The following is a 15,689-nucleotide window of genomic DNA, read 5'->3' on the forward strand; positions in this document are numbered from 1 at the left end:
AACTGCGCCCGTCCCCCACTCACATTCGCAGTTTCAATTGAAACTGCGGTCTCCCGTCACCCCCAGCTACAGTTTCAACTGAAACTGTAACTCACCCCGTCACCCCTAGTTACAGTTTCAATTGAAACTGTGGTCCCGTGCAGCTGGGGTCGGTTGGGTTGGGTGCGGGTTGGGTGTGACTCCGGTGCGGCGGGGCGAGCTCAGGGGGAATCAGGGTTCGGTTTTTCCTTGGGATCGCGTGAGCGATCGGCGGACCACTGGCGTGGTTGGGGCCGGGTGGTAGTCCGGGGCGGGTTGGGCCTGGGGTGGTTGGCCTGGTCAGTCGTGGTCGGGGTGGGTGGGGGCGAAGAGGCGGAGGTGTTGGGGGAGGACGACGACCGCGGGGCCTGGGGTGGTCAGGGCCCTGGCCAGGTCCGCGCGGAGGTCTTCCGGGGTGGTCCGCACCGCGGGGACGCCGAAGGCCGAGGCCAGGGTGGTGAAGTCCGGCCTGGCCAGTTCGGTCGCGGTCGACTCGCCGAAGGTGTCGGTGAGGTACTCGCGGAGGATGCCGTAACCACCGTCGTCCACGACCAGCCACGTGACGTCCAGGTCGTGCTGGACCGCCGTGGCCAGCTCCGCGATGCCGTACATCGCTCCCCCGTCGCCGGACACCGCCAGCGCCGGGCCGCCGGTCGACGCCGCGCCGAGCGCTGCGGGCAGGCCGAAGCCGAGTCCGCCGGCTCCCTGGGCCGTGTGCATCGGGGCACCGTCGGCGTTCCAGGCCGACCAGGCCCAGTAGCCGAGGATGGTCATGTCCCAGAAGCTCGGCGTGCCCTCGGGCAGCGCCGCGCGCACCTCGCCGAGGATCCGCTGCTCCAGCTCCAGGTCCTGCGCCACCAGCCGGGCGCGGACCCGCTCCAGCAGGTCAGCGACCGCTTTCTCGGCGCGGCCGTCGGGTTCGCGGCGCGGGATACGCGCGAGCAGCGCGGACAGCGCGAGCTTGGCGTCGGCGTGCAGGCCCAGCGCCGGGTGGTTCGACTCGAGCTTGCCCGCGTCGGCCTCGACCTGGACGAGTCGGCCGCGCGGGGCGAACCGGTGGTAGTTGCTGGTCAGTTCGCCGAGACCGGAGCCGACCACCAGCAGCACGTCCGCGTCGGCGAGGAACTCCGTGCTGTGCCAGTCCTCCAGCCACGACTGTCCGGACAGCGGGTGCTCCCACGGGAACACGCCCTTGGCGCCGAACGTGCTCAGCACCGGGGCCCGCAGCGCCTCGGCCAGCTCCAGCAGCTCCGGTCCGGCCCCGGCGCGGGCCGCGCCGCCACCCGCCAGGACCACCGGGTTCTCGGCGCCCGCGAGCAGGCGGGCGGCCTCGTCGACCAGCTCCGGCAGCGGTTCGAGCGGTGCCGGTCGGGCGGTGGCGGAGGTGATCGGCGGCAGGCCCGCCGGGGCGAGCAGCACGTCCTGCGGGATCTCCACCCACGTCGGCCCGTACGGCGCGGTCGCCGCCGACTCCCACGCCGCGCGCACCGCGCCGGGGATCTGGCTGGCCGTCCGCGCGACGTGCACCGACTTGACCACGTCCCGGAAGCTGGCCTGCTGGTCGGGCAGTTCGTGCAGGTAGCCGTGGCGACCGCCGCCCAGCCCGGCCCGCGGGACCTGGCTGGAGATGCCCAGCACCGGCACCGACGCGGCCCGCGCCTCCTGCAGCGAGGCCAAGGTCAGCAGCGCGCCCGGACCGGTCGAGACGATCAACGGCGTGACCGGCACCGGACCTGCCGGATCGGCGGCCAGCCGGGCGCGGGCGCACCCGTCGGCGGCGAAGGCCAGGTTGTTCTCCACGCGGGAGCTGATCAGCCGCAGCGGTGACCGGCGCAGCGCGTCGAACAGCCCCAGCGCGTGCTGGCCGGGCAGGCCGAACACCGTCTCGGCGCCGAGCGCGCGCAACGTCTCGACCACCAGGTCGCCGCCGATCCTGCTGTCGGTCATCCCACTGCCTCCCGAGGAGTTCTAGGCGTTCGCCGGTTCGGCGTCCGCGCCGTTGAGCCGCTCGTCCCACCTCGCCAGCACGACCGGATCGGTGCGCGGGGTGAGCAGGCTGACCACCGCGTAGCAGACCAGGCTCGCGCCGAGACCGTAGTAGATCGGCTCGTTGGCGAGGAGTCCGTGCACCGCCATGGAGACGATCACCACCACCGACCCCACCGCCATCGAGGCCAGCGCCCCGGCCCGGGTGCCGCGCTTCCACACCAGGCCGCCGAGGATGGCCACCAGCAGCCCGCCGACCAGGATGTTGTAGGCGACGGTGAGCGCGGAGACCACGTCGTCGACGGCCATCGCGACGACGATCGCCAGCAGGCCGAGCACCAGGGTCGTGATCCGGTTGGTGCGGATGTCCGCGGGCCTGCCCCGCAACCTGCCCAGGACGTCGGTGGTGGTCACGGTCGAGCAGGCGATGAGCGCACCGCTGGAGGTCGACATCAGCGCCGACAGCGCAGCGGCCAGCACCAGGCCGCGGACGCCGGTCGGCAGCAGGTCCGAGACGATGGTGGCGAACGCGTCGTCGGCGTTGCCCAGGTCCGGGTAGAGCACCTTGGCCGCCGTGCCGATCAGCGCGCCCGCGAAGCCGTAGACCAGGCAGTACGCACCGGAGACCAGCCCGCCGCCGGTGGCCACCCGCGGGCTGCGCGCGGTGAACACCCGCTGCCAGATGTCCTGGCCGATCAGGAGCCCGAAGCCGTAGGTCAGCACGTAAGTGGCGATGGTGGCGCCGCCGATGCTGGTGAAGTCGAGGAAGTCCGGCGGCACCCGCTGCGCCAGCCCGTCGGGGCCGCCCACCGCGACCAGCGACATCGGCAGCAGGACCAGCAGGATCCCGATGGTCTTGATGACGAACTGCGCGATGTCGGTGAGCGTGATCGACCACATGCCGCCGAGCACCGAGTAGAGCACCACGATCGAACCGCCGACCGCGATGCCGACCGCGCTGGACACGCCGAAGAGCACGTGGAAGACGGTGGCGAAGGACAGCGTCGAGGTGACCGTGAGCATCAGCGTGTAGCCCCACATCACCACGCCCGCGATCACCGTCGACGAGCCGCCGTAGCGCAGGTCGAGCATCTCCGAGACGGTGTGGACGCGCAGCTTCACCAGCCGCCGCGCGAAGAACGCGTGCAGCGCGAGGATGCCGAGGCCGATGGTCAGCACCAGCCATGCGCCGGAGATGCCGTGCGCGTAGCCGAGCCCGACGCCGCCGATGGTGGACGCCCCGCCGAGCACGACCGCCGACATCGTGCCGGAGTACATGAACCAGCCGAGCCGGCGACCGGCGACCAGGTAGTCGCTCCTGGTGCGGGCCAGCCGCAGGCCGACCCAGCCGATGCCGATCATCCCGGCGATGTAGAGCGCGATCACCACGTAGTCACCGACCACGGCGACCTCCTCCCGCAGACCCTCGCTGTGCGGCGGTGAGCTGGGCCACCGCTGGTTCCCGCAAACCGTAGGGCGAGGTCGGCGGCGGACGACATGGGATGATCCGTCCCAGTTCGGCGTACCCTGTGGCCGTTATGACCACGGCCTTCACCGCGATCCCGCTGCGTGCGGTCGTCGAGGACGGCGCGCTGGCGCTGGACGTCGTCGCCGACAGCCTCCGACCCGGCGCCCTGGACCGCCCCGTGCGCTGGGCGCACGTCAGCGAGCTGCACGATCCCGGCCCGTACCTGCTGGGCGGCGAACTGCTGCTCACCGCGGGCGTCAACCTCGCCGGTGCGCCCGAGGACGTCGAGGACTACGTCCGCGGGCTGCTGGGCGCCGGGATCACCGCCCTCGGCTTCGGCGTCACCCCGCCGATGCACGATGCGCTCCCGGAGGCCCTGCGCGGAGCGTGCGTGCGGCACGGCCTGCCGTTGCTGGTGGTGCCGCCGCGTACGCCGTTCCTGGCGATCAGCCGGGCGGTCGCGGTGGCGCTCGCGGAGGCCGCCCAGCGCGACCAGCGGCGGGTGGCGGTGGCGCGCGAGGCGTTGATCAAGGCTTCCGTCGAGGGGTTGCGGCCGCTGGTCCGGGAGCTCGCGCAGCAGGTGGGCGCGTGGGCGGCGCTGGCCGGGCAGCAGGACGAGGCCGTGGCCGAGCACGGCGCACCCGCCCGGTGGCCCGCCGAACTGCCGGAGCTGCTGGCGAAACTGCGCACGGGGCGCGGGATCCGCAGCGCCACCACCGAGCTTCCCGACGGGACTTCACTGCTGGCGCAACCGGTTTCGCCGCAGGCGACCGCCTCGCACCTGCTCGTCCTCGGTCGTCGACGGCGCTTCGACGCCACCGAGCGGGCCATCGTCGCGGTCGGCGCGGGGTTGCTGGGACTCGCCGGTCGCGCCCGGGACACCCCGCTGAGCGCGGCCACCACAGCCCTGCTGCTGCACAGCGCCCCGCCCGCAGACGTGCTGTGCCGCCTGCTGCCCGGCGAGGACTACCGGGTGGTCGCGGGGACGCCGACGCGGCGCCGCGCGGCGGACGACGTCGCCGACCACGACTGGTTGAGCACGCACCTGGGCACGCCGCTGGTCCAGCTCGCCGACGGCGGCTTCACCGCGGTCACCAACGCCACGCCTGCGCCGGAGGTCCTGTCCGGGATGCGCGACCGCGGCTGGCTGCCGGTGGTCACCCGGCCGCACCGGGCCGACGCGCTACCCGACGCGGCGCAGGAGGTGCAGAACCTGCTGAGCCGGGCCAAGTCCCTGGGCCGACCGGTGGTGGCAGGGAGCGCCGGACTGTCCGCAGTGGTCCCGCCGGACGCGGCCGGTGCGTTCGCGGCGGAGGTGCTCGCCCCGCTGCGCGCGCTGGACCCGGATCGGCAACCGGGTGGACTCCTCGACACGTTGCGGACGTGGCTGGCTCACCACGGCAGCTGGGAACGCACGGCGACGGCGCTCGGGGTGCACCGCAACAGCGTGCGGCACCGCATCGGCCAGGCCGGGCGTGCCCTGGGTGCGGACCTCGCCGACCCGGAGACCCGCATGGAGCTGTGGTTCGCCTTCCGCTGGGCCCAGGACCGCAGTTTCAATTGAAACTGCGAACTCCCGGTGTGTCGGGTGCCGGACACGCCGACGGTTGTGGACGACCGGTTCATCCACGCGTTTCAAGGGAAATCAGGTGTCTGGTTCCCGTTGGGATCGCGTGTCCCCTGGGTGGACGCAGCTCGGGGCGCGGTGTCCACCGGTTCGCGCGCTGGTGTTGCGGGGGCGGGATCGGGGACGATTGACCCCGGACGGGGTAAGCAGTGCGGGAGGAGGGTGCCATGCCGAGCCAGAACGTGCGGTTCGTCGGCGGGCCGCTGGACGGACGGATGCAGGACCTCCGGGATTCGGAAGCCGTCGCGGGCCGACTGCTGCGGCACATCCACCTGCACGACGGGCCCAAGATCGAGACCCACTACGAGCTCCACTACTCCCCCGAGGCGGGCTGGGTCTACCACCTCTGCGGCCAGGGCCACCCGGGAGCATGAGCGGAGACCTCCGCACCACGCACTGCCCACGACGGGGACACGACTGACCGCCTAGGACCAGCCAGGGGCGCTCGCCCCCCGTGGAGCGGGAACCACCCAGCACAGGTCGGGTGGAGGACGCGAGCTCGGCACTCACGACACGCCGACAGCGTGTCCGCGTGCCGTGAGCGGGGAGCTGGCGCCGTTCGCCTCAGCCAGACCGGTCGTTCAGGTCAGCACGGGGGCGCGATGGGGTCGTTCGAGCCGGTGTAGAGGAAGCCGTCGCTGATCCAGCCCCCGCCGTCCCGCTGGTTCCACAGGTCCGTGCGGCCCCAGACGCCGTCCACCGCGTCGCCGCGCGCCGTGCACTTGATGCGGACAACGACGCCGTCGGGCAGCTCCTCGACCACCGGAGCGGTCAACTTCGGCTCGCTGCGCACGTTCACCGAGCTGTTCTGCCCCGCGTCGACCACACCGGTCGGAGTCCCGTCGCCGCGGCCGTGGTTGGTGACCTGGCCGCCGGTGCCGACCTGGGTACCGTTGCGCTCGCCGTACCCGCCGTAGGCCTGGGCCCCCTCGTGGAAGGTCCAGCCGCCGATGGTGTGGCCGTCGACCGGGGTGTGGGAGTCGCCGCGCAGCAGCGAGAAGTGCACGTGCGGGCCGGTGGTGCTGCCGCCGCAGGGCAGGCCGACGTCGATCCGCCCGAGGTAGTCGCCGTACTGCACCGGCTGGCCGTCGCCGAGGTCGGTCAGGCCGGTCATGTGGTAGTAGGTGGTACTGAAGCCGTTCTCGTGCACCACCCGGACCAGCCCGCTGCCGTTGCGCAGGCAGCTCTTGTAGACGCGCCCGGCGCCCGCCGACAGCACCTGCCCGTTGCCGCCGTTGAAGTCCAGCGAGCTGTACGGGCGGCTCTCACCGCTGTCGCCGTGCGGCCCGCCACCCATCCACCAGGAGACGCCTTCGGCCCACGGCAACCCGAGACCGGTGTCGGCCACTGCGGTGCGGCTGTTCTCGTAGTTGCGCGCGAACAGCTGCTTCTCCCCGTCGCTGACGATGCCGTCGGGCGCCTGCTGGACGGCCTGCACGAACTCGGCGGTGCCGTCCAGCTCGACCTGCCAGCCCCGCGCGTCGCGGTGCGCGACGAAGATCGCCGTGTGCGGCCCGGCGTGCTCCTTCGCCGGAGCGGGGATGGTGGTCGTGCCGAAGGCCCAGCCCTGGTCGTTGCGGGTGGGCTCCACCAGCGGCTCGGCCAGCACCGGGACGTTGAACTCCGCGCTGGCGGCCGGACCGCGTTCGGCCAGCATGGTCTCCCGCACGGCCGTGTCGAGGTCCGCCTGGCCCGCACCGCTGGCCGGTGCCACGAGCGTCGCGGTCACCGCCGCCGCGCCCGCAGCCACGCCGAGCGCACGCCTGAGCAACGCATGCATGCCGCCTCCTGGAGGGATCGGGGGATCGTCGAACGGCGGCGGACGAGGGCGGGGTCGGGGCTGCCCTGGTCCGCGGGCGCGTTCCACCACAAGGAACCGCCGCCGCGCACGGCCGTCAAGATCGCCTCGAGCGCCGCGTTCCCGGCGGGAAACCCGGCGGCGCGGTTCCTCCGCAGGTCAGCGCCCCGCGCCCACCCGCTCAGCGAGGCGCAAGTGTGGAAACCCCGTTGTTCCCCAGATTCCCACCCCGGCCGCGCCGGGTTGGACCGCGCAGGCCGGATGTCGCGCCACACCACGTCCGACGAACCGGTTCGGCGCCGTCTGCAGGCCGCGATCGACCGGCTCGCGGAGGACCCGCCGGCAAGGCGTCACCGCGCTGAAGGGCGTCGTCGCGCTCGGCAATCGCCGCGAGGTCCACGAGCGCTGATCGGCCCGCGGTTGTGGGGTTCCGCCAAAAACGGGGACCTGGTGGAGTGGGTCCCCACAAGGCGGGTCCGCCGTCCGGGGGCTGCGACGGGCGTCACAGAGCTGATCGGGTTGGAAACCCCGGCGGCGGCCTACCATCAGTTCCCATGGTGGCGCACTCGAAGTCGAGCGGCGTCGGGCCGGAGCTGGCCTTGGCTGCCGAGTTCCCGGAACCGACCCACGAGCAGTGGCAAGCCCAGGTGCAGAAGGTCCTGCAGCGCTCGGGCCTGGTCGGCGAGCACCCAGCCGGTCCGGTCGAGGACGTGCTGGCCACCACCACGCACGACGGCATCACCGTGCACCCGCTCTACACCGGGGGCGCTGGCGAGGCGGGCGTGCCGGGGTTGGCGCCGTTCGTGCGGGGCAGCCGGGCGCAGGGCAGCGTCGCCGAGGGCTGGGACGTCCGGCAGCGGCACGAGCACCCCGACGCGGCCGAGGCGAACCGCGAGATCTTGGCGGACCTCTACAACGGGGTGTCCTCGCTGTGGCTGCGACTGGGCCCCGGCGGGCTGGCGGTCGAGGACCTCGCGGACGCGCTGGAAGGCGTCCACCTGGACATGATCGGCGTGGCGCTGGACGCCGGTGCCGACTTCGCAGCCGCCGCGGAGGCCTTCCTCACGCTGGCCGACGAGCAGGGCGTGCGCGGCAGCGCCCTGCGCGGCAACCTCGGCGCCGACCCGCTGGGCTGGCAGGCCCGGACCGGCCAACCGGGTGACCGGGCGGCCGCGGTCGCGCTGGCCCAGCGCTGCGCGGCGTTGCCCGAGCTCAAGGCGCTGGTGGTGGACGGGTTGCCGTACCACGGGGCGGGTGGTTCGGACGCCCAGGAGCTCGGCTGCTCGCTGGCCGCCGCGACCACCTACCTGCGGTGGCTCACCGAGGCCGGGATCGACGTCGACACCGCTGCCAAGCTGCTGGAGTTCCGCTACGCCGCCACCGCCGACCAGTTCCTCACCATCGCCAAGCTGCGGTCCGCCCGTCGGCTGTGGGAGCAGGTGATGCGCACCTGCGGCGCTTCCGAGCAGGCGCGCGGGCAGGTCCAGCACGCGGTGACGTCCCCGGCGATGCTGACCCGCCGCGATCCGTGGGTGAACATGCTGCGCACGACGATCGCGGCCTTCGCGGCAGGCGTGGGTGGCGCCCAGGCGGTGACCACGCTGCCGTTCGACGCCGCGGTCGGCCTGCCGGACGCCTTCTCCCGCCGCATCGCGCGCAACACGCAGTCGCTGCTGCTGGAGGAGTCGCACCTGGCGCAGGTCATCGACCCGGCCGGGGGTTCCTACTACGTCGAGTCGCTGACCGACGAGCTGGCGCAGGCGGCCTGGGCCTGGTTCCAGCGGATCGAGGCCGCCGGTGGCTTGCCCGCCGCGCTGGAGTCCGGCCTGATCAGCAGCGAGCTGGCCGCCACCTGGGAGCAGCGGCGCACCGCGATCGCGCACCGCCAGGACGCCATCACCGGGGTCAGCGAGTTCCCGAACCTGGACGAGGCACCGCTGGAGCGCGAGCCCGCGCCCGAGCAGCCCGGCGGCGGTCTGCCCCAGCACCGCTACGCCGAGGACTTCGAGCGGCTGCGCGACGCGGCCGACGCCCAGCCGAGCAGGCCGACGGTGTTCCTGGCGACGCTCGGACCGCTGGCCGCGCACAACGCGCGCGCCTCCTTCGCGCGCAACCTGTTCGCCGCGGGCGGCATCGAGTGCACCGACGCTGGCGCCACTGAGTCCACAGAGGACGTCCTCGCGGCCTACGCGGGCACGCCGGTCGTGTGCCTGTGCTCCAGCAACGAGGTCTACGCCGAACGCGCTGCGGAGACGGCCGAGGCGCTGAAGCGGGCCGGGGCGCAGCAGGTGCTGCTGGCCGGGAAACCGAGCGAGATCAGCGGCGTCGACGGGTACGTCCACGCCGGGTGCGATGCGCTTGCCGTCCTCACCGACGTCCACGACCAGTTGGGAGTCCGACGATGACGCAGATCCCGAACTTCGCCGACGTCCCGCTGGAGAGCCCGCCGGTCGCCGATTCCCCCCGGGACCAGGCGGAGCGGTGGCAGGAGGAACTGCTCGCGGCCACCGGCAAGGAGTCCGACGCGCTGGTGTGGGAGGCGCCCGAGGGCATCGGCGTCAAACCGCTCTACACCGCCGCCGACACCGAGGGCCTGGACTTCCTGCGCACCTACCCCGGAATTGCGCCGTTCCTGCGCGGCCCGTACCCGACGATGTACGTCAACCAGCCGTGGACCGTGCGGCAGTACGCCGGGTTCTCCACCGCCGAGGAGTCCAACGCCTTCTACCGGCGCAACCTCGCCGCCGGGCAGAAGGGCCTGTCGGTGGCCTTCGACCTGGCCACCCACCGCGGCTACGACTCCGACCACCCCCGGGTGGCCGGGGACGTGGGCATGGCCGGGGTGGCCATCGACTCGATCTACGACATGCGCCAGCTCTTCGACGGCATCCCGCTGGAGAAGATGAGCGTGTCGATGACCATGAACGGCGCGGTGCTGCCGATCATGGCGCTCTACATCGTCGCCGCCGAGGAGCAGGGTGTCGCGCCGGAGAAGCTGGCCGGGACCATCCAGAACGACATCCTCAAGGAGTTCATGGTCCGCAACACCTACATCTACCCGCCGCAGCCGTCGATGCGGATCATCTCCGACATCTTCGCCTACACCTCGCAGCGGATGCCGAAGTTCAACTCCATCTCGATCTCCGGCTACCACATCCAGGAAGCCGGGGCCACCGCCGACCTGGAGCTGGCCTACACCCTCGCCGACGGCGTGGAGTACCTGCGGGCCGGGCGCCAGGCCGGGCTGGACATCGACGCCTTCGCGCCCCGGCTGTCGTTCTTCTGGGGCATCGGGATGAACTTCGCGATGGAGGTCGCCAAGCTGCGCGCGGCCCGCCTGCTGTGGGCGAAGCTGGTCAAGCAGTTCGGGCCGCAGAACCCGAAGTCGCTGTCGCTGCGCACCCACTCGCAGACCTCCGGCTGGTCGCTGACCGCCCAGGACGTCTACAACAACGTGGTGCGCACCTGCGTGGAGGCGATGGCCGCCACCCAGGGCCACACCCAGTCGCTGCACACCAACGCGCTCGACGAGGCACTGGCGCTGCCCACCGACTTCTCCGCGCGCATCGCCCGCAACACGCAGCTGGTGCTGCAGCAGGAGTCCGGCACCACGCGGGTCATCGACCCGTGGGGCGGCAGCTACTACCTGGAACGCCTCACCCAGGACCTCGCCGAGCGCGCGTGGGCGCACATCACCGAGGTCGAGGACGCCGGCGGCATGGCCCAGGCCATCGACGCGGGCATCCCCAAGCTGCGCATCGAAGAGGCCGCGGCCCGCACCCAGGCCCGCATCGACTCCGGCCGCCAACCGCTGATCGGCGTCAACAAGTACCGCTACGACGGCGACGAGCAGATCGACGTGCTCAAGGTGGACAACGCCGGGGTCCGCGCCCAGCAGCTAAAGAAGCTGCGGCGGCTGCGGGCGGAACGCGACGACCAGGCCTGCGAGGACGCGCTACGCCGCCTCACCGCCGCGGCCGAGGCGTCGATGTCCGACGAACGCCCCGACGACCTCGCGCACAACCTGCTGGCGCTGGCCGTGGACGCGGCACGGGCCAAGGCCACCGTAGGCGAGATCTCCGACGCGCTGGAGAAGGTGTTCGGCCGCCACTCCGGGCAGATCCGTACGATCACCGGCGTGTACCGGGACGAGTCGGGACCCTCGGAGCAGCTGGAGACCGCCCGCCAGCGCGTCGAGGAGTTCGCCGAAGCCGAAGGCCGCCGACCGCGCATCCTGGTCGCCAAGATGGGCCAGGACGGCCACGACCGCGGCCAGAAGGTGATCGCCACCGCCTTCGCCGACCTCGGCTTCGACGTGGACGTGGGCCCGCTGTTCCAGACCCCGGCCGAGGTGGCCCGCCAGGCCGCCGAGTCCGACGTGCACGTCGTCGGCGTCTCCAGCCTCGCCGCCGGGCACCTGACGCTGGTGCCCGCGCTGCGCGACGAGCTGGCCGCGGTCGGCCGGGAGGACATCATGATCGTCGTCGGAGGTGTCATCCCGCCCGCCGACTTCGACGCGCTGCGCCAGGCCGGGGCCTCGGCGATCTTCCCGCCCGGCACGGTTATCGCCGACGCCGCGCTCGGCCTGCTCGACGAACTCCGCACCCGGCTCGACCACTGATCATGCCGCGCAGGATCGACGTCCAGGACTACGCCAAGGGCGTGCTTGCCGGGTCCCGCACCAAGCTGGCGCAGGCGATCACGCTGGTCGAATCGACCCGCGCCGACCACCGCGCGCTGGCCCAGGAACTGCTGGTCGAGCTGCTGCCGCACAGCGGCGGCGCGCACCGGGTCGGGATCACCGGCGTGCCCGGGGTGGGCAAGTCGACGTTCATCGAGTCGCTGGGCTCGATGCTGACCGGCGGCGGGCACCGGGTCGCGGTGCTGGCCGTCGACCCGTCGTCCACCCGCAGCGGCGGCAGCATCCTCGGCGACAAGACGCGGATGGGCAAGCTGGCCAGCGATCCGGCGGCGTTCGTGCGCCCCTCGCCGTCGGCGGGCACGCTCGGCGGTGTCGCGCGCGCGACGCGGGAGACCATCGTGCTGATGGAAGCGGCCGGGTACGACGTGGTGCTGGTGGAGACCGTCGGCGTCGGCCAGTCCGAGGTGACCGTGGCGGGCATGGTCGACTGCTTCCTGCTGCTGTCCCTGGCGCGGACCGGCGACCAGCTGCAGGGCATCAAGAAGGGCGTGCTGGAGCTGGCCGACATCATCGCGGTCAACAAGGCCGACGGCGACCACGCGGCCGAAGCGCGCAAGGCGGCCCGCGAGCTCCGCAGCGCCCTGCGCCTGCTCACCCCGGTCAGCGCCAGCTGGAAACCACCGGTGCTGACCTGCAGCGGCCTGCAGGGCACCGGGCTGGACTCGGTGTGGGAGCAGGTCGAGCAGCACCGGGAGGTGCTCACCCAGACCGGCGAGTTCGCGGAGAAGCGCAGCCGCCAGCAGGTGGAGTGGACCTGGGCACTGGTGCGCGACCAGCTGCTCTCGGAGCTCACCCACCACCCCGGGGTCCGCGCGATCCTCGGCGAGGTGGAGGCCCAGGTGCGCGCAGGCGAGCTGACGGCGGGCCTGGCCGCCGAGCGGCTGCTCGGCGCGTTCCGCAGCGATCCCTAGTCGGTGGCCGGTTCGGCTCGCACGAACCGGTGCCAGCCACGCTGCTGCTCATCTCGGTCCTCGCCGTCGGTGGCGGTCAGCTGCCACGCCGGAAGCCTCCGCAGCCAGTCCTGATCGGCCACCCAGTCGGATGCGAAGATCCGGGCCTCGGCGAAGTCCGGTTCTCCCAGTACGGCCTGGTCGAACCACGCCGCGTCGTGGAACTCGGCCTCGCGGAACGACGTCGTGCCCGCGAACCGCGATCCACCGAACGAGGCGGATGCCTGGAAACGCGCTCCAGCGAAAGAAGCCCCGTCGTTGAACTCCGCCGCGCTGAACGACGCCGCGCCGCCGAACACCACCTCCCGGTACGAAACCGCGCTGTGGAACACCACCTGCCGGAACGAAGCCGTACCGCCGAACTTCCCCTCGGCGAAGGACGCCGGCTCGCGGAACACGGTCTCGACGAACCTGGCCATGTCGTCGAACTCCGCTGTGCGGAACGATGCCACACCGCCGAACTCCGCCTGGCTGAACTGGGTCACGTCGTGGAAGTGCGCCCCACCGAACGACACCGCGTCGTGGAACCGGGCTCCGCTGAACGACGCCGCGCCGCGGAACACCACTCGCGCGAAAGTGGCCTCGCCGCTGAACACCGTCCCGTCGAACGAGGCGCTGCGGACTCGACAGCCCGCCATGTCCCAGTCGACGAGCGCGGCTCGGGTGAGGTCGAGGTCCACGTCGGCCCAGAACTTGCCGTCTTCCGCTCCACGACGCAGATGGGCCGTGAGCAACCGTTGCGCGGTGAGCCTCACCTGGCTCTCCTGACGGTGCGCGTCCTGCTCCCCATCGGTCTCGGCGGGAGTTGTGAAGGGCATGCGCAGGTAGGCGCACAACAGGTCCACGACCGTCTGCCGGTGACCGGGGTTGTCCTGGCCGAGCCGTTCCAGGGCGTAGAGCGCGGCCAAGCGCACCGGGGCCTTGTCCGAACCCAGCTGCTCCGCGGCGGAGGCGTACAGCTCGGTGATCCGCCTTTCCACCGCATCGTGGCGGGCGTCATCGGCGGCTCGCTGCTTCTGCGCCAGGTCCCGCTCGTTCTGGGCCAGCTGCAGTTCGGTGGAGCGTTGCCGTCGTGCGGCGAGCAGCAGCGCAGCTGCGCCACCGGTGCCGACCACGATGCCACCGGCCAGCTTGATGATCTCCAGCTGGACCTTGTCCTGCGGGCTCCCACCACCGTAGAGCGCCATCAGCGCCCACATCGAGACCGCCGCCACCACCAACAGCACCAGCGCCCCGATCCAGATCGACCGGGCGGGCATCACGGGAACGCGCCCGGCATCGTCGCGACGCCACTTCCACCACGAACCGATCATGTCGACGAGCATGCCACCCGCCGTGCGCGAAACCGGGACGTCACCGGAAACCGTGGTCCGGCGCTAGTGTGCACGCCATGGACTTCAGCGTGACCAGCACGCGGCTGCCCGGCGACGTCGCGGTGATCTCGGTCAGCGGTGAGATCGACGTCTACACCACGCCCGCGCTGCGGGAGCAGTTGGTCGATGCGGTGAACGGCGGTGCGCACCGCTTGATCGTGGACCTCGCCCAGGTCGACTTCCTGGACAGCACCGCGCTGGGCGTGCTGGTCGGGGCCTTGAAGTGGATGCGCGCCGTCGACGGCGACCTGGTCGTGGTGTGCACCGCGGACCGGCTGCTCAAGACCTTCCGGATCACCGGCCTGACCAAGGTCCTCCCCGTCGTGCCCGACATCCCCTCCGCCCAGTCCTGGCGCGCGTGAGCCCCAGCGAACAACCGTTCGGCGGCCGGGCCCGCCGCCGCGGGCCTGCTCTGCGGTGCTCGACCGCGCCTGGTCGAACTCCGGCACGTCGGAGTTGGCGTCAACGCTGATCTGCATGGGGCCATCAGGTCCCGGTCGAGTTCAGTACCGCCCCAGCACCCCCCGGCCCGGCAACGCGTTCCGGGAATCCTGACCCGGTGAGCAACCCCGCGGCGGGGCCGCACGTCCCACGGGGAGGTAAGCCCGAACACGTGGAAAGGCCCCCTGTGCTTCACCTGCGAACCACTGCCACCGCGCTCTCCGCCGTCGCGCTCGCCGCGGGCCTCAGCTCCTGCGCGTCCGGTTCCGAACCCGCCCCGAGCGGGCAGAACCCCGGGATCGCGGTGGGCGAACCCGCCCCGGGACAGGTCGAGACCGCGCGCTCGGAGGAGACCGAGCAGGCGGAGGGGTCCAGCACCGAGCAGCCGGACGACGGCGAGGGCAGCGGGTTCGGGAAGTGCACGGCCGACACCCTCTCGGTGCGCGTGGAGCACCACGGTGACGAGGACGTGGCCCGCAGCGCCGACCTGTTCATCGCCAACGTCGGCACCGAGGCGTGCAACCTGCCCGGGTTCCCGCAGCTGGAGTTCTACAACGACCAGCATGAGGCGCTCAGCATCGACGTCAGCCAGAACGGGTCGACGCAGGAGCTGCTGGAGATCAAGCCCGGTGAACGGTTCACGGCACCGCTGGGCTGGTCGTCGAGCCCGGAGTTCGCGCCCTGCCAGGAGCCCGTCGCGGTCGCGGTGTTTCCGCCGAACACCTCCGAGGCCAAGGAGACGCCGTGGACCGGCGGCAAGATCTGCGCCAACGGCGTGTCCATCGACCCCTACGCCCGGGCCTGATCCCACCCGCCCGAGGTCGGGGCGGATACTGGGGCGGCACCGACCTCGACCCCGGAAGCGGTGAACCATGCGGATCAGTGTTGACGCGGACTCCGGAGTGCCGCCCTTCGAGCAGGTGCGGTCGAGCATCGCCGAGCAGGTCCGCAGCGGCGAACTGCCGGTGGGCACCAAGCTCCCCACGGTCCGAGCCCTGGCCGCCGACCTGGGCATCGCGGTCAACACCGCGGCCAAGGCCTACCGCGAGCTGGAACAGGCGGGCCTGCTCGAAACACGGGGCCGAGCAGGCACGTTCGTCTCCGACGCGGGCAACCAGGCGGCAGCCCGAGCAGCCGAAGCAGCAGCCACCTACGCCCAGATCACCCGCGCCCTCGGCATCCCCACCGAAGAAGCCCTGGCCATCGTCCAAGCCGCCCTCAAGGCATGACGCCGGGGGTCGTGAGTGCGTAACAGTGTTCCAACCCCGTTTCGCACTCACGACCCCCCCCCCCAGCGTCCGGGACCGATGCACCGGTGGGAACCCA

Annotated in this window: 12 protein-coding genes; 8 read left to right on the plus strand and 4 right to left on the minus strand. The window is 72.1% G+C overall.

Annotated elements, in window-relative coordinates:
- Positions 1-318: 318 nt before the first annotated feature.
- Together ABT324_RS30110 and ABT324_RS30115 are read right to left on the minus strand one after the other, a co-directional pair.
- Positions 319-1,965, minus strand: coding sequence for a thiamine pyrophosphate-binding protein (locus tag ABT324_RS30110; protein ID WP_351184336.1), 1,647 nt, complete (start codon positions 1,963-1,965; stop codon positions 319-321).
- Positions 1,966-1,986: 21 nt separating this feature from the next.
- Positions 1,987-3,408 (minus strand): sodium:solute symporter family protein, encoded by a 1,422-nt coding sequence (locus ABT324_RS30115; protein WP_351184338.1) that lies wholly within the window; start codon positions 3,406-3,408, stop codon positions 1,987-1,989.
- Positions 3,409-3,542: 134 nt separating this feature from the next.
- On the opposite strand from ABT324_RS30115, the gene ABT324_RS30120 reads away from it, so the two are divergent.
- Together ABT324_RS30120 and ABT324_RS30125 are read left to right on the plus strand one after the other, a co-directional pair.
- Positions 3,543-5,036, plus strand: coding sequence for a PucR family transcriptional regulator ligand-binding domain-containing protein (locus ABT324_RS30120; protein ID WP_351184340.1), 1,494 nt, complete (start codon positions 3,543-3,545; stop codon positions 5,034-5,036).
- 230 nt (positions 5,037-5,266) lie between these two features.
- Entirely contained in the window at positions 5,267-5,473 is a 207-nt protein-coding gene (locus ABT324_RS30125) for a DUF8847 domain-containing protein (protein ID WP_351184342.1), read from the plus strand.
- Between the two features lie 212 nt (positions 5,474-5,685).
- On the opposite strand, the gene ABT324_RS30130 is transcribed toward ABT324_RS30125, so the two are convergent.
- Positions 5,686-6,879, minus strand: a complete 1,194-nt coding sequence (locus ABT324_RS30130; RefSeq protein WP_351184344.1) for a peptidoglycan DD-metalloendopeptidase family protein — start codon at positions 6,877-6,879, stop codon at positions 5,686-5,688.
- A gap of 572 nt (positions 6,880-7,451) precedes the next feature.
- Here ABT324_RS30130 and ABT324_RS30135 point away from each other — a divergent pair.
- From ABT324_RS30135 to meaB, 3 genes are read left to right on the plus strand one after another with little or no spacing between them, the layout of a single operon-like run.
- A complete protein-coding gene (locus ABT324_RS30135) occupies positions 7,452-9,302 on the plus strand; it encodes a methylmalonyl-CoA mutase family protein (RefSeq protein ID WP_351184346.1) in 1,851 nt (616 codons plus the stop codon).
- On the plus strand, positions 9,299-11,518 hold the full coding sequence (scpA, locus tag ABT324_RS30140) for a methylmalonyl-CoA mutase (RefSeq protein WP_351184348.1): 2,220 nt from the start codon (positions 9,299-9,301) through the stop codon (positions 11,516-11,518). The genes ABT324_RS30135 and scpA overlap by 4 nt, the downstream gene beginning before the upstream one ends.
- A 2-nt stretch (positions 11,519-11,520) precedes the next feature.
- Positions 11,521-12,510, plus strand: a complete 990-nt coding sequence (gene meaB / locus ABT324_RS30145) for a methylmalonyl Co-A mutase-associated GTPase MeaB (protein ID WP_351184350.1) — start codon at positions 11,521-11,523, stop codon at positions 12,508-12,510.
- Here meaB and ABT324_RS30150 read toward each other — a convergent pair.
- Positions 12,507-13,862 carry a pentapeptide repeat-containing protein gene (locus ABT324_RS30150; RefSeq protein WP_351184352.1) on the minus strand — a complete coding sequence of 452 codons (1,356 nt, stop codon included), beginning with the start codon at positions 13,860-13,862 and terminating at the stop codon, positions 12,507-12,509. The two genes, meaB and ABT324_RS30150, sit on opposite strands and share 4 nt — an antisense overlap.
- A gap of 77 nt (positions 13,863-13,939) precedes the next feature.
- Here ABT324_RS30150 and ABT324_RS30155 point away from each other — a divergent pair, with 77 nt between their 5' ends.
- From ABT324_RS30155 to ABT324_RS30165, 3 genes are all read left to right on the plus strand, one after another.
- Positions 13,940-14,284 (plus strand): STAS domain-containing protein, encoded by a 345-nt coding sequence (locus tag ABT324_RS30155; protein WP_351184355.1) that lies wholly within the window; start codon positions 13,940-13,942, stop codon positions 14,282-14,284.
- Between the two features lie 266 nt (positions 14,285-14,550).
- Positions 14,551-15,168, plus strand: a complete 618-nt coding sequence (locus ABT324_RS30160) for a DUF4232 domain-containing protein (protein WP_351184357.1) — start codon at positions 14,551-14,553, stop codon at positions 15,166-15,168.
- 67 nt (positions 15,169-15,235) lie between these two features.
- On the plus strand, positions 15,236-15,592 hold the full coding sequence (locus ABT324_RS30165) for a GntR family transcriptional regulator (protein WP_351184359.1): 357 nt from the start codon (positions 15,236-15,238) through the stop codon (positions 15,590-15,592).
- Positions 15,593-15,689: the final 97 nt, after the last annotated feature.

This window comes from Saccharopolyspora sp. NPDC000359 (assembly GCF_040300525.1).
GTDB lineage: Bacteria > Actinomycetota > Actinomycetes > Mycobacteriales > Pseudonocardiaceae > Saccharopolyspora.